The sequence below is a fragment of the Microbacterium sp. CSI-V genome, assembly GCF_001984105.1.
In the GTDB taxonomy this organism is placed as follows: domain Bacteria; phylum Actinomycetota; class Actinomycetes; order Actinomycetales; family Microbacteriaceae; genus Microbacterium.
This window is the reverse complement of record NZ_MTQM01000005.1, coordinates 175,289-199,356: the sequence shown is the minus strand read 5'-3', so window position 1 is coordinate 199,356 and position 24,068 is coordinate 175,289. Positions and strand designations below refer to the sequence as shown.

Genomic DNA, 24,068 nt, shown 5'->3' with positions numbered 1-24,068 from the left:
GGAGAGGGAGCGCATGATCTGTCGCCGTGGATCGCCGTTGCGGTTGTAGTGTGAGGCGTCGTCGGCGGAGAGGGGGGGGTCCATGGCTGCGACGCTCCATGACGTGGCCCGGCTGGCGGGCGTTTCGATCAAGACCGTATCGAACGTCGTGAACGATTACCCTCACGTGCGCCCGGCCACGCGTGAGCGCGTGCAAGCGGCCATCGACCGGCTGGGGTACCAGCCCAACCTCTCCGCCCGTAGTCTCCGTTCGGGTCGTAGCGGTGTCATCGGTCTCGTTCTCCCCGAGCTCAGTCTGAGCTACTTCGCGGAGCTCGCGGACGCCGTCATCACCCGCGCCGAGAGCCACGGGTTGGTCGTCATCGTCGAGCGGACCGGCGCGGACCGCGCGCGGGAGCTCGCCGCGCTCTCCAGTCCCCGGATGAGGATGACGGATGGTGTGATCTTCAGCCCGCTGGGAATGGGGCAGGAGGATGCCTCTCTGCTCGAGGTGGACTTCCCTCTCGTTCTCCTCGGAGAGCGGATCTTCGACGGGCCCGTGGACCACGTGACGATGCGCAACGTGGAGGCCGCCCGCGCTGCCACGGATTTCCTGCTGGCTTCGGGTCGCCGCCGGATCGCTTTGATCGGCGCCCATCCGGACGAGGAACTCGGCTCGGCAGCGCTCCGTCTTCGAGGCTACGAGGAGGCTCTGGAGACCGCGGGTATCGACGTTGATCGGGCGCTCGTGAGAGCGACCACCCTGTGGCATCGAGCGAACGGTGCGGACGCCACCCGCGAGATGATCGACGAGGGAGTGGTGTTCGATGCCCTCTTCGGTCTCAATGACGCGCTCACCCTGGGGGCGATGCGGTCCCTGCAGGAGGCGGGCTTACGGATTCCGGTGGATGTCGCGGTGGTCGGCTTCGACAACATCGAGGAATCGCAATACGCGGTGCCGAGCCTGACGACGATCGATCCCGGGAGGGACCAGATCGCCCAGCGGGCTGTCGATCTGCTCGTTCAGCGGATCGAGTCGGGAAAGAGCAGGCCGTCTCGGCCCGCGACGGAGACGGCTTCCTTCGATCTGGTCGTGCGCGAGTCGGCTCCGGCCTAGCGTGGCGCGTGGCGTCGGGGCGGGCGCCGATGACGGCCCGCCCCGACGGCATCCGCTACTGGATACCCTCCTTGACCAGTCGCCACTGCTGGCACAGTCCGCTCGTCGGACCCCACTGCTGAGCGACGGCCCCGTCGGCGCTGGCGCAGGACGCGATCTCGAGGTATTTCCCGCTGTTGGCGTTCGTGATCGCCCAGTACCCGGCCGCGTTGGGGGTGAGATTCCACCTCTGCGTTGCATTGCCGGTCGGTCCCCACTGGACCGCATCGGTGCCGTCGGCCAGAGAGGCGCTGGGGATCTCCAACAGCTTGCCGCTGTTCTTGTTGATCAGTGAGAAGGTCCCTCCCGCAGCCGTCGTGACCTGCCAGATCTGGGTGGGGTTGCCCGTCGGTCCCCACTGCCCGGCGGCTGCCCCGTCGGCGGTCGCCGCGGAGAAGATCTCGAGCAGCTTCCCACTGCTCCGGTTCACGATTCGGAACTCAGGGGCAGGAGTGGTCGACGCGTCGAACACCTGGATCGCATCGAGCTCGGCGTACGTTCCCGTGTAGGAGAACCGGATGGTGTTGGTGCCGGCGTTCAATGAGACGCTCTTCTGCGCCCAGAGATAGCGACCCCAGTCCGCCGTCCGCGGGTAACTGATGGACGTCGCGGATGCTCCGTTCACTGAAACGTCGTGAGCGCTGGTGCCGGTCGTGCCGTTCGCATAACGGACGTTCATCGTGTAGGTGCCGGCAGCGGGAACCCTGACGGTGAACGTGACGGTGCTGTTCGAGTAGTTGATGTTGCCGACCTTCGACCCATTCGTGGCATCCGCGTGCGTCACGAGCGACGCATTCACCCGGGTGGCGTTCTCCGCCTCATAGGTCGTGGCATTGAGGGGGATGGTGCCCACGCGGATGTCGTTGTAGAGATTGCCGGGCCGGTAGTTGTCGACGTTCGTCGCCTGATAGAGGGTTCGACCGTCCGGACTGTAGTCGATGCCTTGAGCGAACCCCGTGATCGAACTTTGGCCGTCGAACGTCGTGGCGAATGGGAGTCGTTCCCACGGCCCCACTCCCAGGTTGTAGTTGACGAAGAAGTTCTGACCGCTGGTCAGGTTGCCGGCGGGGTCGAGCCCCCACTTCGACGCCACGACGACCATGCCCTGAGGGCCGCCCGTGGGGACCCAGGTCACGGTGGGGGAAGACCCGATCCCGCGCCCGTCGGCCAACTCGACCGGCGTACCCAACGACGTCGTCGTGCCCCAGTTCAACCCGTCCGGCGACTTCTTGTAGAAGACGGGGGAGGCATTGGCGAACGCGTAGCCGGCGGCATTCACGACCTCATAGGTCGCGAGATAGCTGTTGTCGGGAAGCTTTGTCACAGTGATCATGCCGGGGCGGTGCCGCTTGTCTGTCGGAGCCGACACGTTGGACAGTGCACCCCAGGTCAGCCCGCCGTCTGTCGAGCGTCGATACGAAACCGCCTGGAGGACGTTGTTCGCTTTCTGCCGCTCGTCTGAGAAGTAGGCGGTCAGCCCTCCGTTTCCGTCAACGATCAGCGTGGGTTCCCACACCGTCGTCGTCGTCGACGAGGATGACGGGTCGTACACGGCCGGGCCGCCGCTGTCGATCGTGCTCAGATAGGTCCAGTTCGCCCCTTGGTCGGTGCTCTTGTAGACGACCAATTTGGTGATCGAGGCCGGGTCGTCGCGGTCTGCGGGGCGGATCTGGCCCGTGAGCAACAGGGTGCCGGCGGCGAGACCGCCGGTGGCTTGGGGAAGTTCGTACAGGAACGGCTGGGCGAGGCGGTCGAGCTGAGTCAGATCCTCCTGACCCGGGATCCCGGGGAACTGCAGCCCAGGATTCACCGCGGCGATCTTCGTCCACGACGCGCCTCCATCGGAGCTACGGAAGATCGGCCATTCCTGATGGCAGGGGAGACTCGGGGTAGCCAGGCATGCCTGGGTGTCAGTGGTCGGGTTGGAACTCGGGCTGACGTCCTTGATCAGCCGGCCGTCGTCGAAGGTCACGACGAGCGTGCCGTTGGCCGACCCGCTGTGCTTGAGCGCGACGATCTTGGCATACGCCGTGCCGGTCGCGTCGCCGCCTTCGTCATTGAACGACGATCCATCGGGCGGCGCGTAGACGAGCGATCCGTTCCCGGTGGTCACCGCGTGCGCAGGTGCGGCTGTCAGAGCTGACCCCAGGAGGATCAGAGTCGTCGCCAGCGCGAGGGTGCCCGCCCGTCTACCGGCGGCGGAGTGGGTGTGGGTGTGTCGCATCATTGCGTCCTTTCAAGCGGATTGGTAGATATACAACGTTGTACAATCAGAGCGAGTGCATGCTCCACAGTGCCGATCCCGAGGACTCAGATGTGTCCCGTCGCGAGCTCGCGGAAGGCGTCCGCCACGGGTGTCCTCACGCGGCGGAGCGTCCCGTCGGGGTCCTCTTCCAGTGCCCACAGGCCCATCGGCAGCAGGTACTCCATCGCCGACTTGTCACCGGTGCGGTAGGTCCACTCGATCATGTCGGTGATGCACCACCAGGTGTAGCCGACGACGTCGACTCCCTCGGCTCGCAACTCCCGGACCCCCGCGGCGGAACGCTGCATCCACGAGATCCGCTGCTCCACCGTGCCGGTGTAGCTCGTCTCGGTCAGGAAGACGGGCTTGCCGTAGCGCTCCGCGAAGGATCGCAGGACGTCCTTCATCCCCTCGACTCCCGCATCGAGGCGCGGTCGAAGGTCGCGCGGCCCCCCGGAGCGCGTGACCCCGCGCTCGAACACCTCGGTCGAGTGCTGCGGATAGTAGTTCACCCCGACGACGTCCGGCTGCGCGGTGTGGGTACGCGCCCATTCCAGGTCGTCGTCGCGGAACCCGTGCTCGCGCAGGTACGGGACGAGCGGGTGCTCCTCGCCGACTCGCCCCATCACCAGGTCCTGGATCAGGAATCTCCTGTCTTGGAGGTGTCGGTGGGTCTCGGCATGGGCCTCGACGTCGCCCGCGAAACGGAACGACGCCTCCACGTGCAGGAAGTCGGCGTCCGCGACGGTCTGAGCGATCGCCGTCTGGGTCTCGACGATGCCGCGGGTGATCCCACGGAGGACGTCGACGAAACCGTCATGGCCCGTCCGGTACGGCGGCCACTGCCCGAACTCCCCGCAGTACATGACGTTCAAGAGGGGTTCGTTGAGCGGGGTGTAGTGGCGGATGCGGCCGCGATATCGGTCTGCGACGGCCGCTGCGTATTCGGCCACGCGCGAGGGGTAGTCCGGGTTCACGAACTGGTCGTCCAGCCACAGCGGTGTCCCGTAGTGGATGAGATCTGTGAGCAGCGTGAGCCCGAGTTCGTCGAAAGCGTCGATGACGCGGTCCAGCCACTCCCAGTCCCAGGTCCCCGGTGCCGGCTGGATGCGATACCACGGGATGCCCCATCGAACCATCTCGCTCCCGGCCGTCGCGCAGTGCTCCAGGTCTTCTCGCCAGAAGCGGTAGTGCTGCATCAGGTCGTACTCGTCGAGCGACCTCTCCCCGGGTCGGGTCTGGGGGATGAAGGTGTCTTCGACACCCATGGCGAATCGCAGGCGTCCGTCTTCGAACCAGCGCATCAATCGTCCTTCGGTCACGTCGTTCGGGGTGGGAGGGGGCTGGCGAAGTCGGACCTGCGGACCGCGAGGGCAGTGCGCAGATCCGACTTCCCGACCGGGATCGTTCAGCCGGCCAGAGCCGACTCGATCTCCTTCTGGGCGGTGGTGAGCACCTCTTCCACGTCGCCCCCGGTGAGGGCCTTCTGGGTGGCGGTGTCCATCGCCGTCAGGACATCGGTCGAGGGGATCACTCCGGGAAGCAGTGCCACACCATACTGCGACTGCTCGGTGAGAGCGGCGACGACCGTGTTCTCGGCGACGTCGGCTGCGCTGACGTCGGTCGTGAGCGGGGGCCACCCCGAGGCCAGCGACCACGTGACCATGTTCTGCTTCTGGTAGAACCACGTGAAGAAGGTCTGGATGGCTGCCTTCTCGGCGTCGGTCGCTTGCGAGGTGATGCTGAGATCGACGGCCAATGCCGAGGCCTTGATGCCGGCGGGGCCGGCGGGGAGCGGCGCGATCCCGTACGGGACCCCGGAGGATTCGGCGACCGTCGCCATCCACGGACCGGCCAGGGTCATCGCCACCTTGCCGGAGCTGAACAGCCCGTCGGCATCCGCGCCGGCGAGGCCCGTCGGCGAGAATCCGCCCTTGGCCAAGGCGTCCTTCCAGTACGTGAGCGTCTTCACGTTCTCCGGTGAATCGATGACGGCATCGCCGTCGGCGGTGACGACCTCGCCGCCACCGCTCTGGAACAGGGACGGCCAGACGCCGTTGCCGACGGTGCCATGATCCTGCAGCGCCAGCCCGTACTGCTCGGGGGTGCCGTCACCGTTCTCGTCGACCGTGAGCGCGGTCGCCGCGGTGACCCACTCGTCCCAGGTCGTCGGCACCTGCACGCCGGCCTTCTCGAACATCGCCGTGTTGTAGAACATGGTCAACGGGGTGAAGCTGAGCGGTGTGGCGTAGTGCTTGCCTTCGACGATCCCGGTCGCGACCGCGCCCTCGTTCAGGGTTGCGGCGCCGCTGTCTGCGGAGCCGTACCAGTCCTCGAGGTCGTGCAGTGCACCCTTGGACGCCCAGACCGGAACGTTCTCGGCGGGCAGCGCCACCAGTTCGGGGCCGGTCTTGGAACTCAGGGCGGGGAGCGCGGTGTCCAGCAGAGTGGCCCACGGCTTCACGGACGGAGTGATCTCGATGTCGTCCTGGGACGCGTTGAACTGGGCGACGAGGTCGTCGAGGACCTTGCCATCGGCTTCGGTGTAGCCGTGCCAGAAATCGATCTTGACGGGACCGTCGGGGGCGGACGCCGTCGCGGCGCATCCGGATGTCGCGAGCGCGAGAGCGCCGACGACGACGGCGGTGATTGCTTTCTTCATTGGTGCTGGACCTCCACGAGTCGACTCCACTGTCGATGGAACGGCAGAAACGCCGTCATTCCGGGTTTATACAACGTTGTAAGTGCGCTGTGATCACATAGTGGATCTTCCCTCCGCGATTGTCAACAGCCTCTCGCGGGGCGCGTCAGGTGACCGCTTGACGCCCTTCCGATGGTGACCCTATTGTCATTTACAACGTTGGAGAAGCGGCCCGAGGGTCGCGCAGGGACAGGAATGGCAATGACGCTGACCAGCACGCGACGGTTCCGGCCGCCGCCTCAGATCGGTGGCCGCGGGCCGCTACGCGGCGGTGCGCGACGTCGCCTCACGATCGTCGCCTTCCTACTGCCGGCGATGGCCGTGCTCGTCACGTTCGTCTTCTGGCCGATGGTCGCAGCCCTGCGTCTCTCGTTCACGGATGCCAGCGGTTTCGGGCTCGAGGAGTTCGTCGGCTTCGACAACTATGCGCGGGTCTTCACCGATCCCGACATCATCCGCGCGATGGGCAACACGGCGACGTACACGATCATGTTCACGCCGATCGTGGTCGTCTTCGCCCTCGCGCTCGCTCTCGCTCTGAACAGCCCGCACCTTCCGTGGCGAGGCGTCTTCCGCACCGCCCTGTTCCTGCCGTTCATCGTCTCGCTGGCCGTCGCGGCCTTCGCCTGGCAATACCTGCTCGATCCGCAGGTGGGACTCCTCAACTTCTGGCTGCAGTCGTTCGGCATCCGCATCGGCGATGTCCTCCAAGATCCGACGCTCGCGATGCCGGCGGTGGTGCTCATCGCCGTGTGGAAGAACTTCCCGTTCTACATGATCGTCTTCCTCGCGGGGGTCCAGGAGATCCCGCAAAGCCTCTATGAAGCCGCGCGGATGGATGGCGCCGGCCCGATCGCACGATTCCGCAATGTCACGGTTCCGCTCCTCGGCAACACGATCGGGTTCGTCCTCGTGATCGCCACCATCGCCGCCCTGCAGGCTTTCGACCAGATCTACATCCTCACCGGCGGCGGCCCGTACCAGAGCACCCAGACCGTCGTGATGCAGATCTACAAGTCCGGATTCAAGGACCTCGAGCTCGGGTTCGCCTCCGCGCTGTCGTATGTATTGCTCGTCGCGACGCTTCTGCTGAGCCTCGTCCAGTTCGCGATCACGTCGCGCGGTGAGAAGGACGCGGGCTGATGATCGAAAGGAGAACTCGCGCCGCGTCGGACCGTCTAATTCGTCTGGCCTCGTTCGGCGGCATGGTGATCGTCGCCTTCCTCGTGCTGCTGCCGATCGCGATCATCGTCTTCACCGCGTTCAAGCCGGTCGCGGAGGTCAACGCCTTCCCGCCGACGCTCGTCCCGGGGTCGTGGACGCTCGACAACTTCGCACGGATCTTCACGGATCTGCCGTTCGCCCGGCTCGTGCTGAACAGCTTCATCTTTGCCGGAGGCGTGACGGTCTTCGCCCTGGTGTTCGATTCGCTCGCAGCCTACGTGCTGGCCAGGGTCGACTTCCGGGGAAGCAGGGTGCTTCTCATCGCGATCGTGGCGAGTCTCATGGTGCCCTTCCAGGCAACCCTCATCCCCGTCTATCAGCTCATCGCGGATTTTGGATGGATCAACTCGTACACGGGGTTGATCGCTCCGCGCGCCGCCGACGCATTCGGGATCTTCTTCCTCCGACAGTTCTTCCTGTCGCTTCCTCGTGACCTGGACAATGCGGCGCGAATCGACGGCGCCTCCGAACTCCGGATCTTCAGGAGTGTCGTGCTGCCCAATGCCGTTCCCGCTCTCGTGACGCTCGGCATCTACACGTTCGTCAACAACTGGAACGACCTGCTGTGGCCGCTCGTCCTCACGACCGACCAGCAGATGGGCACGATCACGTCGGGTCTGACTCTGCTCACCGGCCCGGACGGGATCATTCCCTACGGCGTCATGATGGCCGGCTCGCTCATCGCCCTGGCGCCCCTCGCCGTCCTCTTCCTCGTGCTCCAGCGGCGGTTCATTCAGAGCGTCGCCAGCACCGGACTCAAATGATCAGCCTTACGCCCGCAGGCTGCAAAGCCGACCGCACCGATCGCATTCGGTACGCGCTCGCCCGGTTCGTCCCGAGCGCCGTGCGGCCCCACCTTCTGACCATGGGCCTCCACGACCTCGTGGAGACCCCGACCACCCTGGCGCGCCGGCGTAACCCGGTCGCCGACCGATTCGCCGCACACGCATCCCGAGGAGCACGATGACCACCGCACGCCTGACCGTCGACCCCCGCTTCCCCATCGGGGCCGTGCGGCGCCGCCTCTTCGGCGGCTTCGTCGAGCACCTCGGACGCCATGTCTACGACGGCATCTACGAACCCGGCCACCCCGAGGCCGACGAGCAGGGGTTCCGCCGCGACGTCCTCGAGCTCGTGCGCGAGCTGGGGGTGAGCATGATCCGGTATCCCGGCGGCAACTTCGTCTCAGGTTTCCGCTGGGAGGACAGCGTCGGCCCGCGCGAGCAGCGCCCGCGCCGCCTCGACCTCGCGTGGCACTCCACCGAGACGAACGAGGTCGGGCTGCACGAGTTCTCCGACTGGCTCGAGAAGGCCGGCAGCGAGCTGATGCTCGCGGTGAACCTCGGCACGCGCGGCACGCTCGAAGCGATCGACCTCCTCGAGTACAGCAACCTGCCCGGCGGCACCGCCCTGTCGCAGCAGCGCATCGACAACGGACGCGAGGCGCCGTTCGACGTGCGCGTGTGGTGCCTCGGCAACGAGATGGACGGGCCGTGGCAGCTCGGCCACCGCTCCGCCGACGACTACGGCAAGATCGCCGCGCAGACGGCCAAGGGCATGCGCCAGCTCGACCCGTCCATCGAGCTCGTGGTGTGCGGATCCTCCGGCGCGCAGATGCCGACGTTCGGTGAGTGGGAGCGCGTCGTGCTCACGCACACGTACGACGAGGTCGACATGATCTCGTGCCACGCCTACTACCAGGAGCACGACGGCGACATCGACTCGTTCCTGGCGTCATCGGTCGACACCGACCGGTTCATCGAGGCCGTCGTCGCGACCGCCGACCACGTCGGCGCGGTCCGAGGCAGCGACAAGAGGATCGACATCTCGTTCGACGAGTGGAACATCTGGTACCAGACGCGGTTCCACGACGTCGATCAGCTCAGCGGCATCGACAACTGGCCCGTCGCTCCGCGCCTTCTCGAGGACGTGTATTCGGCGGTGGATGCCGTCGTCTTCGGCAGCCTCATGATCTCGCTGCTCACGCACGCCGACCGCGTGGCATCCGCGTCTCTGGCCCAGCTGGTGAACGTGATCGCGCCGATCATGACGGAGCCCGGCGGACCCGCCTGGCGGCAGACGACGTTCTACCCGTTCTCGATCACGTCCCGACTCGCGCGCGGCGAGGCCCTGCGCGTGGGGATCGAGGCCGCCACGATCGACACGGCGAAGCACGGGACGGTTCCCGCGGTGGATGCCGTCGCGACCCACGATTCCGAGACGGGGGAGGCCGCGGTCTTCCTGGTCCACCGCGGACGGCACGAGGCCGTCGAGGTCGCGATCGACGTCACGGGCTTCGGGAACGTCGAGCTGGTCGAGACGCACCTGCTGCACGACGACGACCCGTACGCCAGCAACACCCTCGAGCACCCCGATCGTGTGCAGCCGCGCGCGCTCGAGGGCGCGCGGATCGAGGACGGCATCCTGCGCGTGAGCCTGCCTCCGATCGCGTGGGCCGCGCTGGGACTGCGCCGCGTCGGCTGAAACGCACGAAAACGCCCCTGCCTCGCGAACTCACGCGAGGCAGGGGCCCTTCTGCGAAGAAGCGGCGTCAGGCCAACTGCGCCCGGCGCGCGTGCAGCTCGTCGAACGTCGCGAACGTCTCGGCGATCGGGTTGCCGGTGAAGTGACCGACCCAGCCGTCGTCGTCGTGGAAGAAACGGATGCTGACGAACTCGGGGGTCGTGCCCATGTCGAACCAGTGGGTGGTGTTCGCCGGAACCGAGACGAGGTCGCCGGCCTCGCAGTAGAGGGCGTGCACCTTCTCGTTCACGTGCAGGTAGAAGACGCCGGCGCCCTTGGCGAAGAAGCGGTCCTCGTCGTCGTCGTGACGGTGCTCCGACAGGAAGCGCTCGCGCGAGGCGACCTTGACCTCGTCGTAGTTGTCCTGCGCGGGCGAGAGGCCCACGATGTCGACGAGCGTGTAGCCCTCGTCCTGCTTCACCTTCTCGACCTGGTCGGCGTAGAGCGCGAGCACGTCGTCGAGGGCGGCGTCGGAGGCGACCTCGTGCACGTCCCACCGGGAGAAGCGGGCGCCGAGCTCGGCGAGGGCCGCGCGGATCTCGTCCTCGTCGGTCGTCTCGAGGACGGGGCTGGTCGGGTCGGTCTCTTTCCAGACGGTCAGGAGCGTCATGGCTCCTCCTCTCGGACGGGTTCGGTCGGGACGTGTCGATTGTCTCGCCCGCGGCACGGTCCTGGGGTGTTCGCGCTGATGCGACCCGTAACAAACCGCAACCTCGAACGGTCCGGAACGTGGAGCCCTGCTTGACTGCTCGACGGCCCTCGCCCCACAGCACCCGAGAGGGCCATTCGCACCCGACTCCTTTCGAAGGGGACCCCGTGTCCGTTCGCTCCCACCGTTGGGCGGCCCTCGTCGCCACCGCCGGTATCGCCGCCCTCGCCCTCACCGGCTGCGCGCAGCAGAACACCGCTGCTCCGGCCGCCTCGTCCGCCCCCGTGCAGAAGGCCGAGAACCTCCCGGCCCCGTTCGACGGCGAGCCGCTCGAGGTCGCCCTCGTGCAGCAGTCCGGCGCCGGTGACTTCTTCACGGCGTGGACCGCCGGAGCCAAGGCGCAGGCCGCCGCGGTCAACATCGACCTCACCGTCTACGACGCCCGTAACGACAACGCCAAGCAGGCCTCCGACCTCGAGCAGGCGATCGCCGCCAAGCCCGACGCGATCATCGTCGACCACGGTCAGACCGACACGATCGAGCCGCGCGTGCGCGAGGCAGTGGATGCCGGCATCCCGGTCATCGTGTACGACCTGGCGCTCGAGGACACCGACGGTGTCGTCGTGACCTCGCAGTCGGATGCCTCGATGGCGCAGGGCGTCCTCGACCAGCTCGTGAAGGACAACGGCGAGGGCGCGAAGGTGGGCCTCGTCAGCGCCGAGGGCTTCGCGCCGCTCGATCGCCGCAAGAAGGTGTGGGACGAGGTCGTCGCGAAGAACGGTCTCGACCAGCTCTTCTTCACCGGCAAGGTCACCGAGTCGACCGCGACCGACAACATCCCTCTCGTCGACGCGGCCCTCAAGGCGAACCCGGGCGTGCAGGCGATCTTCGCCCCGTACGACGAGATCACCAAGGGTGTCGTCCAGGCGGTGCTGCAGAACAACCTGCAGGACAAGGTCAAGGTCTACGGCATCGACATCTCCAACGCCGACATCGAGGTCATCACCGCCGACGGCAGCCCCTGGGTCGCCACGAGCGCGACCGACCCGTCGGCCGTGGGCGCCGGTGTCGTGCGCGCTCTCGCGCTGAAGCTGGCCGGCCAGCTCACCGAGAACACCGTCCAGTTCCCCGCCGTCACCATCACGCGCGACTTCCTCATCGAGAAGGGCATCACCAACGTCGCCCAGCTGCGCGAGGCCGAGCCATCGCTGCTGCTGAACGACACGGTCGTCGCCGACTGGCTGCCCGCCGTCTCCGGATGACGTTTCCGCTCTCTCACGCCGCTCAGGTGAACGACGCCCCCGTCGTCCGCCTGGGCGGCGTCGGCGTGCGGTTCGGCACCAACCAGGTGCTCCGCGACGTGTCGCTGGATCTGTTCCCCGGCAGCATCACCGCGCTCCTCGGCACCAACGGCGCCGGCAAGTCCACGCTGATCGGGGCGATCTCGGGGGCCAATGCCGGGTACACGGGCGAGATCGCGGTCGCGGGCACCGACGTCCGTCTGACCTCGCCCGCCCGCGCCCGTCGCGCCGGCATCGAGACCGTTCACCAGCGGATCGCCGACGGCATCGTGCCCGGCTTGAGCGTCGCCGACAACCTCGCCCTCACCGATCTCGCGACCGGCGGGCACCGTCTCGTGCGCCGGGCGGAGGCGGAGCGCGTCGCCCGCGCGGCGCTCGAGCGCCTCGGGCTGTCGTGGTCCGACGAGGTCCTGCGGGCGGATGCCGCGCGCCTGGGCACATCCGACGCCCAGCTGCTCGTGCTCGCCCGCGCCCTGCGGTCCACCCCGCGTCTGCTGATCCTCGACGAGCCGACCTCGGCGCTGACGGCCGCGGAGGCGGATCGCCTGTTCGCCGTGCTGCGGGTGCTGCGCGACGAGGGCCTGTCGATCCTGTTCGTCAGCCATCGTTTCGGGGAGATCGAGCGACTCGCCGATCGCATCGTCGTCCTCCGCGACGGACGCCTCGAGCTCGAGGCCCTCCGTCCGTTCGACTGGCAGGCGGCCCTGGAGGCGATGCTCGGCGTCCCGACCGAACTGCAGCAGCACATCACCGACCCGCTCCCCGCGCACGCCGAGGTGCTCGCCGTCGACGACGCGGTCCTCCTGCCCGGGGCGGCACCGCTGGCCCTTTCGGTCGCCGCGGGCCAGGTGACCGGCATCCTGGGTCTGCTCGGAGCCGGCAAGACCGAACTCGCCGAGATCATCGCCGGGGTGCGCCCCGCTGGCACCGCCCGCTTGCGACTCGACGGCGCGCCCTACCGCCCCGCGTCGCCCGCGGCGGCCAAGGACGCCGGCGTCGTGCTCGTGCCCGAGGACCGTCAGCGGCAGGGCATCCAGCCTGGCTGGTCGATCGGGCGCACCGTCGGACTCCCGGTGCTGCGGCAGATCTCGCGCTGGGGCGTCGTCTCGCCCGCACGCGAGCGCGCCGCCGCCGACGACGTGATCGACGCGTACGGCGTCGTCGCGCCGTCCGCGGACACTCGTGTCGACGATCTGTCGGGCGGCAACCAGCAGAAGGTCGTCGTGGGGCGGTGGCTGCGCACGGGCCCGCGCCTCGCCGTGCTCGACGAGCCGTTCCGCGGCGTCGACATCGGGGCGCGCCGCCGCATCGGCGACGCCGCCCGCGACCGCGCGGCCGAGGGGGCCGCCGTGCTCGTGCTCTCCAGCGACGTCGACGAGATCCTCGACGTCGCCGACCGCATCGTCGTCCTCGTCTCGGGGCGCATCGTCCTGGACACCCCCGCCGGAGTCCTCGACCGCGCGCGCATCGTCGCCGCCCTGCTCGACGACCCCGGCCACCGGAAGGAAACCGCATGACCACCGCTCTCGCTCCCGCGCGACCGAGTGCCGGATCCCGGATCGTGGATGCCATCGCGAAGTGGGGCTTCGTCGCCGTCACCGTGCTGCTCATCGCGTTCTTCGCCGTGACCCAGCCCGCGTTCGCGACGCCCGAGAACATCGTGGGGATGCTGAAGTACATCGCCCCGATCGGCATCGCCGGTCTCGGTGTGACGCTCGCGATGACCGTCGGCGGCCTCGACCTGTCGGTCGGCGCGAACGCCGGATTCGCGGTGTCGATCGCCGCCTGGACGATGGTCATCGGCAATCAGGTCGGCGGGATCGCGGTCGGCGTCGTGCTGCTCTCGGGTGCGCTCATCGGCGCTGTCAACGCCGCGCTCATCGTGTTCGCGCGCATCCCCGACCTGCTGGCGACGCTCGCGACGATGTTCACCGTCGTGGGACTCAAGCTCATCATCGTCGACGGCAAGTCCATCTCGTCGCAGATGACCCTCGACGACGGCACCACCGCCCCCGGCCGGTTCACGCCCGACTTCCTGTGGTTCGACCGCGGGTTCATCGGCCCCCTCTCGGTGCCGGTCGTGCTCTTCCTCGGACTCACGGTCGTGCTGTGGTTCGTCCTCGACCGCACCCGCTGGGGCCGCGCGCTCGCCGCCGTGGGGTCGAACCCCGAGGCCGCGCGCCTCGCCGGCGTCCGCGTCCGCGCCTACCGCGCCGCCGCGTACATCGGCTGCGGCATCCTGGCATCCATCGCCGGTCTCGTCCTCGCCGCCCGCATCGGGCAGGGCGACGTCTCGGCCGGAAACAGCCTGCTGCTGGATGCCGTGGCCGTCGCGCTCGTGGGCGTGTCGGTGCTGGGCATCGGGCGTCCGAACGCGTGGGGCACGGCGCTGGGCGCGGTGCTCGTGGCCGTGATGGTCACCGGGTTCTCGATGATGGGCCTGCCGTACTACATCCAGGACTTCGGGAAGGGCCTCGTGCTGCTCGTGGCCCTGCTGTTCAGCTTCACGTTCCGCCGTCGCAAGACCACCATCGTCGCCGGGAGCACCACCGCATCATGACCCTCCTCACCGATCAGCTGACCGTCGCCACGGTCCCCGCCTACCTCGTCGCGCGCCCGCACCTGGCGGGGCCGGTGGATCCGGCATCCATCGTGTCCGTCGAGGAGGTCGGCGACGGCAACCTGAACCTCGTCTTCATCGTGAAGGATGCCGCCGGGAGCGGCGTCGTGGTGAAGCAGTCGCTGCCGCACGTGCGCGTGGACCCGTCGTGGCCGCTGACGCGCGAGCGGGCGGCGCGCGAGGCCGTCGTGCTCGGCGTGCACGAGCGGATCGACCCGGCGCACGTGCCGGCGTTCCACGGCTTCGACGCCGAGAACCTCGCCCTGTCGATCGAGGACCTCAGCGACCACGCGGTGTGGCGCGGCGAGCTCAACGCCGGTCGGCTGCACACGTACGCCGCGGCGCAGCTCGGCGAGTACGTCGGGGCCGTGGGCTTCGCGACGAGCGTGTTCGGGACGCCGGGGCCGGAGCGCCGCCGTGCGATCGCCGCCGCGACGAACCCGGAGCTGAGCGAGATCACCGAAGACCTGGTGTTCACCGAGCCGTACGTCGACCACGAGCACAACGGCTGGCTGCCCGCGAACGACGACGACGTGCGGGAACTGCGCGCCGACCGGACGTTCGTGCGCGAGATCGGCCTGGCCAAGCTGCGGTTCCAGGAGAGCACGCAGAGCCTGCTGCACGGCGACCTGCACACCGGGTCGGTGTTCGTGCGCGCCGAGGGGGAGTCGGTGCGGGCGTTCGACTCGGAGTTCGGCACGTACGGCCCCACGGGCTTCGACCTCGGTGCCGTGTGGGCGAACCTCGTGATCGCGGCCGCCCGCGCGCACGTGCTCGGGCGTTCCGCGGATGCCGAGACGCTGCTGACGCTGCCCGTCGAATTGGTCGACGCGTTCGAGGCCGAATTCCGCCGCCGCTGGCCCGACCGCGTCGACCCCCGTGTGTACGGCGACGAGGTGCTCGAGCACACGCTCGCGGTCGTGCGGTCGGATGCCGCGATCTACGGCGCCGCGAAGGCCGTGCGCCGCATCGTCGGGTTCTCCAAGGTCGCCGACATCCAGACGCTTCCCGAGCCGGAGCGCGCCGTCGCGGCGCGTTTCGTCCTGCGCGCCGCGCGGACGCTGGGAACCGCGCGCCTCGACGACGCCGACCCGCGGGCGCTCACCGCGCGGACGGTGGCGCTGCTCGGCTGACGCGGGGCTGCCCGCCGCGCCGGGCGCCGGGGGCGTGGCATCCCCGCCGCGGACACACGTTCGGGTCGAACGCACACGCACTGGCCGCCCGCAACGTGTGCGCTCGACCGGAACGTGTGCGTTCGGCGCGGGACCCGGCCGGCGCGCGGCCGCCGGCGCGCGGCCGCCGGTGGCGCTCAGCGCGTGGCGACGGTGAAGCGCAGCAGCCACTCGGCGATCTCGAGGTGGCGGCGCGCGGCGGCGACGTCGACGCCCCAGGCGTACATGCCGTGGCTCGCGACGATCAGCGCGGGGACCTCGGGCACCTCGGCGGTGGCCGGGACGTAGACCTCGTCGAAGCGGGCGGCTTCGACCGCCATGTCCTGGTCGTTCGTGATGACGGGGATCGTGACGGTTTCGTCGTGCGCGCGGTGGCCGATGCCCTTGAGCATCTCCATGTCGCGGATCTCGACGCCGCCCGGCCACCGGTGCCCCGCGACGACCGCGTCGAACGCGTGCACGTGGAACACCGCGCCCGCTCCGGTCCGCGCGGCGATGTGCGCGTGGAGCCCGGCCTCGGCGGACGGCGGCCGCGGGTCGTCGGGGTCGAGCGCCCCACCGTCGGCACCGATGAGCACGACGTCGCGATCGGTGAGCTCCGACTTCTCCAGACCGGATGCCGTGACCGCGAGCACGAGCGGATCGCGGTCGATCACGATCGAGAGGTTGCCGGACGTGCCGCGCATCCAGCCGTACCCCGAGAAGCGCGAGGCTTCCGCGGCGAGGGCGGCACCGGCCTCCTGCACGCGTGCGGTCAGGGGAAGGCTCACCGCGACAGCTCGATCTCGTCGAAGGATGCCACGGACGGCGACGCGAAATCGGCTCCGTGCCACGGCTCGCCAGCGCGGTCGAGGGCGACGACCTGCCAGTCGGCAGCCAGAGCCGCGGCGACCTCGTCGGGGTGGTCCGTGAGGAACAGCGCACGCTCGGGGGCGACGCCGAGGGCCGCGGCGATGCGGTCGTACGATCCGGACTCCTTCTTCGGCCCCGCGCTGACGGTGTCGAAGAAGTCCTCGACGAGCGGCGTCAGGTCGCCCTGCGGGGCGTGCCGGAACCACGGCACCTGGGAGGCGACCGACCCTGAGGAGTACACCGCGAGCCGGATGCCGGCCTCGTGCCACGCGCGGAGGCGCGGCGGCACGTCCTCGAAGAACTGCGAGTGGATCTCGCCCGCGGCGAAGCCCTCGGCCCAGATGATCCCCTGCAGCGTCTTCAACGGCGTCGACTTCACGTCGGATGCCATGAGCCCGCGGAGCGCATCGGCGACCTCGGCGTCGGTGGCGTCGGCATCCAGCCCGGTCTCGGCGATCGCGTCGGCGCGGGCGGCGCGCACGGTGTCGTCGTCGCGCCCGAGCACCTCGTCGAGGCGGGGGCGGGCGTAGTCGTACAGGTCGCCCAGGATGAAGCCGGCGGCACTGGTGGTGCCCTCGATGTCGAGCACGACGACGTCGGCGGAGATGGCGGTCATGAAGGGTCCTCGTCGGGGGAAGCGGTCATGGGGCGGAAGGCGACGGTGTCGGGTTGCACGGTCGCGGCGACCGGGGCGGGCTCGGCGGGGGAGCGGCGGCGCCGGAGCGCCGGGGCGGGGGCTTCGGAATCCGGATCGGTCGTGAAGTGGGCGCCGACGTCGGCCGGGGCGAACGTGCCGCGGCTCGTCGCGATGCGGGTCACCAGGCGCGGCGGGGTGACGTCGAACGCGGGGTACCAGGCGTCGGTCACGAGCGGGCTGGCGGTGCGCCGCCCCAGGACTTCGAGCACCTCGCGCGGGTCGCGGTCCTCGATCACGACGTCGGCGCCCGTCGGAGCACCGGGATCGGGCGCCTCGACCATCGCGTAGTACGGGATGCCGAACGCCGCCGCCGCGGCCGCGTGCGCGAGCGTGCCTACCTTGTTCACCACCGAACCGTCGAGTGCGACGCGGTCGGCGGCGGTGACGACGGCGTCGATCGGTCCGGACCCCACGCCCCGGGGCGAGGCGAGCGCCGCGGCGGCCATGCCGTCGGTGATGAGCGTGACCTTCTGGTCGAGCTCGCGCAGCGAGTGCGCGGTGAGCCTCGCGCCCTGCAGGTACGGCCGGGTCTCGGTCGCGATCCACTCGATCTCGCGGCCGGCCTCGCGGGCGGCGGCGACGAGGCCGAACAGGTACGCGTCGGCCCAGCAGTGCGTGAGGATCCGCGGCGACTCGGGCAGCAGCGACAGCGTCGCGCGGCCCAGGCGCAGGCTGGCCTCGCGGTAGTCACGGTCGACCGCGGCCGCCGTCTCGAGCGTCACCGACACCAGGGTGTCGGTGTCGTCGGCATCCCGTCCGGCCGCGAGGATCCGTGCCACGGCATCGCGCGGGTGCGCGTTGGTGGGCCGGGCGGTGGCCAGTGCGCGGCCCGCGCGACCCAGCGCCGTCCGCGCCTCGCCGAGCGGCAGTCCCCGTGCCTGCAGAGCGGCGAGGCCCATGCCGGCGGTCGCCGCGTACAGCGGTCCCGAGCTCTGGGTCACCATGTCGCGGATCGCCGAAGCGACCTCGTCGGGGGTCGTGGCATCCACCCATTCCACCCGTGCGGGGAACACGCGGCGATCGAGGATGCGCACGACACCCGCCGACTCGTCGAGGACGACGGAATTCTCGAGGGTGGCAGACATCGCGACGATTCTCCCACGGGCCTCGGACGTCGGTGGCGTCGGTGACGGCGTGCGACGCTGCCCGGTCGGCGATCCGCGCTGCCTCAGTCGGATCCGTGTGGATGCCACTGACCCGGCGCGTATCGCGGAGGTAGTGCCGCGGCGGCTGTTCACGCGGCATCCACCCCTGGATCAGGCGTTGGCTCTGCCGAGTTCGCGCGGGAGCCGGATCATGCCCTCGCATGGGGGCAGGGCGATCGGACGGCGTGAGGTGGACTTCGTTCAACGCGCGGACGCAGGTCGTCGTGTGGGAGGCGGGGGAGGAGGCCCCCGACTCCGTCGTGGATACGGGCCGGCTCCTCCTCGCGCTCGCCGCATCCCGCGGATCGATCGCCTCCGGGGTGCTCGCCGCCGAGGGCATCGATCTCACTGCCTTCGCCCACCTCCTCTTTCACTCCAACGAACGCGGTCCGCGGGGTTCGATGAGTGCCTTCGCGATTCGCTCGGTCAGGAGCGCGAGCGCCTACGCGGACACGTTCGGCCACCCCGCAGCCAGCACCGGCCATCTGCTCCTCGGCATACTCGACGAACTCGATGGCGTGGCGATGCTCGTCCTTCAAGCTCTGGGCGTTGAGCGTCGCCATCTCGTGGCGAGAACCCGTGCGCACCTCGACGCGGCCCGCGCGGCCGGCGCCCTCGACGAGCGGGGGCTCGAGGAGGAGCTCGTGTCGTTGGGGAACGAGACACTGCCCGTGCCTCCGTCGCGGGTACGTACCGCATTCGCGCGTCGGTCCGCGGCGGATCCGGCGATCTCGATGGCTGTCGCGCCGGATGGGGTCGTCGAGGTCGCGCGGACGCACGAGGGAGCAGGTGAGTTCGCGCTGTGCTTCCGACTGGAGGATGCACTGGACACGACGATCGAATGGATGGTTTCCCTGCGGGTGACGGTGTACTCCTCCCGCCACCGGGAGAATCTCGTCGCCGACGCGGAATCCAAGCTCGACGAGCGGTCGCGGCAGGTCGGCGAGCTGCTGAAGCGCTTGGTCGTGCCGGAGGGTCCGCGTCCGGATGCCGCGGAGGTGCGTCCGTGACGGCACCCACCGGCGAGGTCGTGATCGCTCTGCTGATGCTGCCCGCTCTCGCTCTCGTCACGAGATGGCTGCGGCCCAACCTGGGGGACGTGCGCCGACAGCGACTCTGGCAGCAGATCAACTGGCCCCCGTGCGCCCTGGGCATCGCCCTGCTCCCGGTGGCGATCGCCCGCCCGCAGACGACGGATGCGTTCGCCGAGCTCATCGCCACCACCCGGGCGGTCGTCCCCCTCCCCGCGCTGGGTCTCGGCATCCTGATTCCGCTCGGGCTCGTCGTCGGTGTCGGGTGGGGTCTCGCGAGGTTCCGGCCGTGGAGCGCGCGGTCTCCGTGGATGCGCGTCGACCACGTCTGGCCCGCGACGGGTCGCGCCGAACGACTGATCTTCGGGCTCTGGGGCGCGCCGCTCATCGCGGTCTCGAGCGAGCTGGTCTACCGGTGGTCGGGCCCCGCGTTGCTGATGCTCCTCACGCACTCCCCACTCGTCGCCTGGGGTGTGCCGCTCCTGCTCTTCGCCGTCGCGCACGCTGATCGGACGTTCCGCAGCCTCCCGATGCCGGCACTCTTCGGGCTCACGATGATGGTCCTCGTCATCGCCGAGGGCGGACTGATCTCGGCCATCGTCGCGCACGCCGTCTGCGACCTGGTGGTGGTGGTCGTCCTGCCCGAGATCGTGCGCGCTCGCCGCCTTCGTCGGTTGCGCCAGGCGCTGGCGGAGTTCCGCGCAGCCTGAGGCTCTCGGCATCCATCCCCGTGCGCTGAGCGATCCGCGCAACCTCAGTCGGCTGGGGCCGGATGCCACTGATCCGGCGCGGATCGCTGAGCTCGCACCGCGGCGGCCAAGCCAAAACGCCGCTCCGCCCGCGCCGCTCGCGCCCCCGCGCGCCGGCGTGAGACAATGGCCACGGCGTGCCCGGACCGACCTTTCCCCGCACGGCGCGACAGGCGCCGCCGGGTCGAAGGGCCACCGGGCCCCAGGACAGCGTTCCGCCGCACCTTTCCTCCCAAGGAGCAGAGATGTCCGCTACCCCCGCCGCTGCCGCCGTCGAGTCCGAGACGAACGGCCGTGTCCAGCAGCACCGTCGATACCTCATGTGCCGGCCCGAGCACTTCACGGTGAGCTACAGCATCAACCCGTGGATGGAGCCCTCGCGCCCCACCGACACGAACCTCGCCCTGCAGCAGTGGCAGTCGCTGTACGACACCTACACCGAGCTCGGCCACGAGATCGAGCTCATCGATCCCGTCGAGGGTCTGCCCGACATGGTCTACACGGCCAACGGCGGCTTCGTCATCGACGGCGTCGCGTACGGCCCGAAGTTCCGCTTCCGCGAGCGCGCCGACGAGGCCCCCGCGTTCATCGACTGGTTCGCAGCGTCCGGCTTCGAGGTCGCCGAGCCGGTCGAGGTGAACGAGGGCGAGGGCGACTTCCTGCTCGTCGGGAACACGATCCTCGCCGGCACCGGCTTCCGCTCCACCGGCGACAGCCACCGCGAGGTCGGCGAGGTCTTCTCCCGCGAGGTCGTGTCGCTGACGCTCACCGACCCGCGGTTCTACCACCTCGACACCGCGATCGCCGTTCTCGACCCCGTCGAGGGCCCCGGCGGCGTCGAGAAGGCGAACATCGCGTACCTGCCGAACGCGTTCGACGAGCGCAGCCAGGCGATCCTCCGCGAGCGCTACCCCGATGCCATCCGGGTCTCGGATGCCGACGGCGCCGTGTTCGGCCTGAACTCCGCCAGCGACGGCAAGAACGTCATCATCTCTCCCCGCGCGAAGGGCTTCGAGGCGCAGCTGCGCGAGCGCGGGTACACGCCCGTCCTCGTCGACCTGTCCGAGCTGCTTCTCGGCGGTGGCGGGATCAAGTGCTGCACGCTCGAGCTGCGCGGGGGCACCCGATGAGCACCACCGTCGACGACCTCGGCGCGCAGCTCATCGCCGCCGAGAGCGCGCACGTCGCGCACAACTACCACCCGCTGCCGGTCGTCGCCGCGCGCGCCGAGGGCGTGTGGGTCACCGACGTCGAGGGCAAGCGCTACCTCGACCTGCTGTCGGCGTACTCGGCGCTGAACTTCGGTCACGGGCACCCGGCGATCCTCGCCGCCGCCCGCGAGCAGCTCGAACGCCTCACGCTCACGAGTCGCGCGTTCCACAACGACCGGCTCGGTCCGTTCGCCACCGCCCTCGCGCAGCTGTGCGGCAAGGACCTCGTCCTGCCGATGAACACGGGCGCCGAGGCGGTGGAGACCGGCATCAAGGTCGCCCGCGCCTGGGGTTACCGGACGAAGGGCATCGCCCCGGATGCCGCGACCATCGTCGTCGCGAACGGCAATTTCCACGGCCGCACGACGACCATTGTCGGTTTCAGCGACGACCCGACCGCGCACGACGACTTCGGTCCGTACGCGCCCGGTTTCGTCCACGTTCCCTACGGCGACGCGGATGCCATCGCCGCGGCGATCGACGAGAACACCGCCGCGGTGCTGCTGGAGCCGATCCAGGGCGAGGCCGGTGTCGTGATCCCGCCGGACGGCTTCCTCCGCCGGGTGCGCGAGATCTGCACCGAGAACAACGTGCTGTTCATCGCCGACGAGATCCAGTCGGGCCTCGGCCGCGTGGGCGAGACGTTCGCGTGCGACCGCGAGGGCGTCGTGCCCGACGTCTACCTCCTCGGCAAGGCGCTGGGCGGTGGCATCCTGCCGCTGTCGGCGGTCGTCGCGAACGAGGACGTGCTCGGCGTCATCCGCCCCGGTGAGCACGGCTCGACGTTCGGCGGCAACCCGCTGGCGGCCGCCGTCGGCCTCCGCGTCGTCGAGATGCTGGCATCCGGGGAGTTCCAGACCCGCGCGAAGGCGCTCGGCGAGCACCTCGCCCAGGGGCTCGAGTCGCTCGTCGGCCACGGCGTGACCGCGGTGCGCGTCGCCGGGCTGTGGGCCGGCGTCGACATCGACCCGGCCGCGGGCCGCGGTCGCGAGATCGCCGAGAAGCTCCTCGCCCGCGGCGTGCTGGTGAAGGACACCCACGGGCAGACGATCCGCATCGCGCCGCCCCTCACGATCCGGGCGACCGAGATCGACTGGGCGATCGAGCAGCTCCGGCACGTCCTGTCCTGACCCCGGCGCGAGTCGCCAGGATTTGTCGCCTCGGCCAGACCGGCGGCGACAAATCTTGGCGACTCACGCCACGGTGAGCGTCAGCTCGTCCCAGCCCGTCGCGCCGTCGGGGGCGGGGGCGGCGCGCTGCTCCGTCTGGGTCTCGCCGGTGGCGGACGTCGCGCGGCAGCGGATCGTGTGCGTTCCCGACGTGGCATCCCACGGCACGCTCCACTGCACCCACGTGTCGGCCGAGATCGCCGTCGCCAGCTTCGCGGGGATCCACGCCCCGTCGTCGATCTGCACCTCGACGCCCGCGACGCCGACGTGGTTGTGCCACGCGACTCCGGCGATGACCGTCGAGCGCGCGGCGACACGCGCGCCGGCGCGCGGAACGTCGATCCGGGATGCCGGTTTCACCGGGCCGCGGGCCGACCAGCCGCGCGAGGTCCAGTACCCCTCGGCCACGGCGTACTGCGTCACCTCGAGTTCGGTGACCCACTTGGTGGCCGAGACGTAGCCGTAGAGGCCGGGGACGACCATCCGGACGGGGAAGCCGTGCTCGATCGGGAGCGGCTCGCCGTTCATGCCGATCGCGAGGAGCGCGTCGCGTTCGTCGGTCAGCGCCTCCAGCGGCGTCGAGGCGGTGAACCCGTCGATCGAGTGCGACAGCACCATGTCGGCATCCGCCGTCGGTTTCGCCCGGGCGAGCAGGTCGCGGATCGGGACGCCCAGCCAGCGCGCGGTTCCGATCAGGTCGCCGCCGACCTCGTTCGACACGCACACGAGGGTCGCGACGGTCTCGCGCTGGGGGAGGGCGACGAGGTCGTCCCACGTCACCACGACCTCTTCCTCGACCAGGCCGTGGATGCGGAGCGACCACGAAGACAGGTCGACCTGCGGTACCACCAGCGCGGTGTCGATGCGGTAGAAGTCCGCCGACGGCGTGATGACGGGGGTGAGACCGTCGATGCCCAGCTCCGCCGTCGCCGGGACCGGCGTGGTGGTCGCGGGGGTCGGCAGGCGGAGGGCGGAGCGCACCACGGTCGCGGCCTGCGCGCCTCCGCGGACGGCGGCGGACCCCACCGCGGCGAGAGCCCCCGCGACGACCGCGAGGCCGGAGAGGACGAGGACGTTGCGCCGCGTCGGCCCGGGGGTCTCGGGGGCGGCGGCGGTTCCGGCAGCGTCTCCGGCGGCGTCCGCCGGGCGGCGGAGGCGCGCGATCAGCAGCGCCCCCACGATCACGGCGACCGCGCCCGCGACGAACGAGGGGAGGGGCGACAGCACGTCGGCGTCGGCCCGCGTCATCGACACGACCGCGCCGACCACGCCGAGCCCGGCCAGGATCATGCGCCCCCACGGCGGACGACGACGCTCGAGCACCCCGGCGGCGCCGGCGACCGCCAGGAGGAGGATCGCGATGCCGACCAGCAGGGCGGCCTTGTCGTTGGTGCCGAACAGGCTGATCGCGAGGTCTTTCCCCCACGGCGGTGCGATGTCGATCATCCCGCCGCCGATGACGGCGAACGGGCTCGCCGACGGGGCGACGACGGCCGCGGTCAGCTCGCCGAGTCCGGCGCCCAGGACGGCGGCCGCCACGCCGGCGCCGGCCGCGAGCAGGTCGAGAGTGCGGGGAGCAGAGGCCACGTTCGGAGCATAAGGAGGTCGCGAGGCCCGGGGGCGCTGGCATCCCGAACTCACAGC

Annotated in this window: 20 protein-coding genes; 12 read left to right on the top strand and 8 right to left on the bottom strand. The window is 69.8% G+C overall.

Features of this window, described 5'->3' with window-relative positions:
• Positions 1-82: 82 nt before the first annotated feature.
• Positions 83-1,096 (top strand): LacI family DNA-binding transcriptional regulator, encoded by a 1,014-nt coding sequence (locus CSIV_RS02040; RefSeq protein ID WP_077049753.1) that lies wholly within the window; start codon positions 83-85, stop codon positions 1,094-1,096.
• Positions 1,097-1,151: 55 nt separating this feature from the next.
• Here the strand turns inward: CSIV_RS02040 and CSIV_RS02035 are convergent, their stop codons facing one another.
• The 3 genes from CSIV_RS02035 to CSIV_RS02025 all read right to left on the bottom strand — a co-directional run bounded on the left by CSIV_RS02035 (position 1,152) and on the right by CSIV_RS02025 (position 6,042).
• A complete protein-coding gene (locus CSIV_RS02035; RefSeq protein WP_083734959.1) occupies positions 1,152-3,359 on the bottom strand; it encodes an RICIN domain-containing protein in 2,208 nt (735 codons plus the stop codon).
• A gap of 86 nt (positions 3,360-3,445) precedes the next feature.
• Positions 3,446-4,684, bottom strand: coding sequence for a family 1 glycosylhydrolase (locus CSIV_RS02030; RefSeq protein WP_077049752.1), 1,239 nt, complete (start codon positions 4,682-4,684; stop codon positions 3,446-3,448).
• Between the two features lie 104 nt (positions 4,685-4,788).
• A complete protein-coding gene (locus CSIV_RS02025) occupies positions 4,789-6,042 on the bottom strand; it encodes an ABC transporter substrate-binding protein (protein WP_077049751.1) in 1,254 nt (417 codons plus the stop codon).
• A gap of 234 nt (positions 6,043-6,276) precedes the next feature.
• On the opposite strand from CSIV_RS02025, the gene CSIV_RS02020 reads away from it, so the two are divergent.
• The 3 genes from CSIV_RS02020 (at position 6,277) to arfA (ending at position 9,789) form a co-directional block, all read left to right on the top strand.
• Entirely contained in the window at positions 6,277-7,224 is a 948-nt protein-coding gene (locus CSIV_RS02020; protein WP_077049750.1) for a carbohydrate ABC transporter permease, read from the top strand.
• Positions 7,224-8,069: a carbohydrate ABC transporter permease gene (locus tag CSIV_RS02015; RefSeq protein WP_077049749.1), complete on the top strand. Its 846-nt coding sequence runs from the start codon at positions 7,224-7,226 to the stop codon at positions 8,067-8,069. Before CSIV_RS02020 ends, CSIV_RS02015 begins: the two co-directional genes overlap by 1 nt.
• Before the next feature lie 199 nt (positions 8,070-8,268).
• A complete protein-coding gene (gene arfA / locus CSIV_RS02005) occupies positions 8,269-9,789 on the top strand; it encodes an arabinosylfuranosidase ArfA (protein ID WP_077049747.1) in 1,521 nt (506 codons plus the stop codon).
• Between the two features lie 67 nt (positions 9,790-9,856).
• On the opposite strand, the gene CSIV_RS02000 is transcribed toward arfA, so the two are convergent.
• Positions 9,857-10,438, bottom strand: a complete 582-nt coding sequence (locus CSIV_RS02000) for a 1,2-dihydroxy-3-keto-5-methylthiopentene dioxygenase (RefSeq protein WP_077049746.1) — start codon at positions 10,436-10,438, stop codon at positions 9,857-9,859.
• A gap of 206 nt (positions 10,439-10,644) precedes the next feature.
• On the opposite strand from CSIV_RS02000, the gene CSIV_RS01995 reads away from it, so the two are divergent.
• The 4 genes from CSIV_RS01995 to mtnK are packed head-to-tail and all read left to right on the top strand — an operon-like array spanning position 10,645 to position 15,531.
• A complete protein-coding gene (locus tag CSIV_RS01995) occupies positions 10,645-11,739 on the top strand; it encodes a substrate-binding domain-containing protein (RefSeq protein ID WP_077049745.1) in 1,095 nt (364 codons plus the stop codon).
• Positions 11,736-13,295 carry a sugar ABC transporter ATP-binding protein gene (locus tag CSIV_RS01990; protein ID WP_077049744.1) on the top strand — a complete coding sequence of 520 codons (1,560 nt, stop codon included), beginning with the start codon at positions 11,736-11,738 and terminating at the stop codon, positions 13,293-13,295. Before CSIV_RS01995 ends, CSIV_RS01990 begins: the two co-directional genes overlap by 4 nt.
• Complete coding sequence (locus CSIV_RS01985; RefSeq protein ID WP_077049743.1) at positions 13,292-14,338, top strand: ABC transporter permease; 1,047 nt, start codon at positions 13,292-13,294, stop codon at positions 14,336-14,338. Before CSIV_RS01990 ends, CSIV_RS01985 begins: the two co-directional genes overlap by 4 nt.
• Positions 14,335-15,531 (top strand): S-methyl-5-thioribose kinase, encoded by a 1,197-nt coding sequence (gene mtnK, locus CSIV_RS01980; protein ID WP_077049742.1) that lies wholly within the window; start codon positions 14,335-14,337, stop codon positions 15,529-15,531. Before CSIV_RS01985 ends, mtnK begins: the two co-directional genes overlap by 4 nt.
• Before the next feature lie 176 nt (positions 15,532-15,707).
• Here the strand turns inward: mtnK and mtnB are convergent, their stop codons facing one another.
• From mtnB to CSIV_RS01965, 3 genes are read right to left on the bottom strand one after another with little or no spacing between them, the layout of a single operon-like run.
• Entirely contained in the window at positions 15,708-16,340 is a 633-nt protein-coding gene (gene mtnB, locus CSIV_RS01975; protein WP_238592319.1) for a methylthioribulose 1-phosphate dehydratase, read from the bottom strand.
• A complete protein-coding gene (mtnC, locus tag CSIV_RS01970; protein WP_077049741.1) occupies positions 16,337-17,038 on the bottom strand; it encodes an acireductone synthase in 702 nt (233 codons plus the stop codon). The genes mtnB and mtnC overlap by 4 nt, the downstream gene beginning before the upstream one ends.
• Entirely contained in the window at positions 17,035-18,204 is a 1,170-nt protein-coding gene (locus CSIV_RS01965; protein WP_077049740.1) for a hypothetical protein, read from the bottom strand. Before CSIV_RS01965 ends, mtnC begins: the two co-directional genes overlap by 4 nt.
• A gap of 245 nt (positions 18,205-18,449) precedes the next feature.
• Here CSIV_RS01965 and CSIV_RS01960 point away from each other — a divergent pair, with 245 nt between their 5' ends.
• From CSIV_RS01960 to rocD, 4 genes are all read left to right on the top strand, one after another.
• The gene (locus CSIV_RS01960) at positions 18,450-19,274 is read left to right on the top strand and encodes a Clp protease N-terminal domain-containing protein (protein WP_160897502.1); all 825 of its coding nucleotides are present in this window, start codon (positions 18,450-18,452) and stop codon (positions 19,272-19,274) included.
• On the top strand, positions 19,271-20,005 hold the full coding sequence (locus CSIV_RS01955) for a CPBP family intramembrane glutamic endopeptidase (RefSeq protein WP_077049738.1): 735 nt from the start codon (positions 19,271-19,273) through the stop codon (positions 20,003-20,005). Before CSIV_RS01960 ends, CSIV_RS01955 begins: the two co-directional genes overlap by 4 nt.
• A 284-nt stretch (positions 20,006-20,289) precedes the next feature.
• Positions 20,290-21,174: a dimethylargininase gene (gene ddaH, locus CSIV_RS01950; protein ID WP_077049737.1), complete on the top strand. Its 885-nt coding sequence runs from the start codon at positions 20,290-20,292 to the stop codon at positions 21,172-21,174.
• The gene (gene rocD / locus CSIV_RS01945; RefSeq protein WP_077049736.1) at positions 21,171-22,385 is read left to right on the top strand and encodes an ornithine--oxo-acid transaminase; all 1,215 of its coding nucleotides are present in this window, start codon (positions 21,171-21,173) and stop codon (positions 22,383-22,385) included. The genes ddaH and rocD overlap by 4 nt, the downstream gene beginning before the upstream one ends.
• 63 nt (positions 22,386-22,448) lie before the next feature.
• Here the strand turns inward: rocD and CSIV_RS01940 are convergent, their stop codons facing one another.
• Complete coding sequence (locus CSIV_RS01940) at positions 22,449-24,011, bottom strand: molybdopterin-dependent oxidoreductase (RefSeq protein ID WP_083734941.1); 1,563 nt, start codon at positions 24,009-24,011, stop codon at positions 22,449-22,451.
• Positions 24,012-24,068 lie beyond the last annotated feature (57 nt).

What these genes read in the sequence shown, in the direction of transcription:
- CSIV_RS02040 (WP_077049753.1), top strand. Translation starts at nt 83, where the DNA reads ATGGCTGCGACGCTCCATGACGTGGCCCGGCTGGCGGGCGTTTCGATC.
- CSIV_RS02035 (WP_083734959.1), bottom strand. Translation starts at nt 3,359, where the DNA reads ATGCGACACACCCACACCCACTCCGCCGCCGGTAGACGGGCGGGCACC.
- CSIV_RS02030 (WP_077049752.1), bottom strand. Translation starts at nt 4,684, where the DNA reads ATGCGCTGGTTCGAAGACGGACGCCTGCGATTCGCCATGGGTGTCGAA.
- CSIV_RS02025 (WP_077049751.1), bottom strand. Translation starts at nt 6,042, where the DNA reads ATGAAGAAAGCAATCACCGCCGTCGTCGTCGGCGCTCTCGCGCTCGCG.
- CSIV_RS02020 (WP_077049750.1), top strand. Translation starts at nt 6,277, where the DNA reads ATGGCAATGACGCTGACCAGCACGCGACGGTTCCGGCCGCCGCCTCAG.
- CSIV_RS02015 (WP_077049749.1), top strand. Translation starts at nt 7,224, where the DNA reads ATGATCGAAAGGAGAACTCGCGCCGCGTCGGACCGTCTAATTCGTCTG.
- arfA (WP_077049747.1), top strand. Translation starts at nt 8,269, where the DNA reads ATGACCACCGCACGCCTGACCGTCGACCCCCGCTTCCCCATCGGGGCC.
- CSIV_RS02000 (WP_077049746.1), bottom strand. Translation starts at nt 10,438, where the DNA reads ATGACGCTCCTGACCGTCTGGAAAGAGACCGACCCGACCAGCCCCGTC.
- CSIV_RS01990 (WP_077049744.1), top strand. Translation starts at nt 11,736, where the DNA reads ATGACGTTTCCGCTCTCTCACGCCGCTCAGGTGAACGACGCCCCCGTC.
- CSIV_RS01985 (WP_077049743.1), top strand. Translation starts at nt 13,292, where the DNA reads ATGACCACCGCTCTCGCTCCCGCGCGACCGAGTGCCGGATCCCGGATC.
- mtnK (WP_077049742.1), top strand. Translation starts at nt 14,335, where the DNA reads ATGACCCTCCTCACCGATCAGCTGACCGTCGCCACGGTCCCCGCCTAC.
- mtnC (WP_077049741.1), bottom strand. Translation starts at nt 17,038, where the DNA reads ATGACCGCCATCTCCGCCGACGTCGTCGTGCTCGACATCGAGGGCACC.
- CSIV_RS01965 (WP_077049740.1), bottom strand. Translation starts at nt 18,204, where the DNA reads ATGTCTGCCACCCTCGAGAATTCCGTCGTCCTCGACGAGTCGGCGGGT.
- ddaH (WP_077049737.1), top strand. Translation starts at nt 20,290, where the DNA reads ATGTCCGCTACCCCCGCCGCTGCCGCCGTCGAGTCCGAGACGAACGGC.
- rocD (WP_077049736.1), top strand. Translation starts at nt 21,171, where the DNA reads ATGAGCACCACCGTCGACGACCTCGGCGCGCAGCTCATCGCCGCCGAG.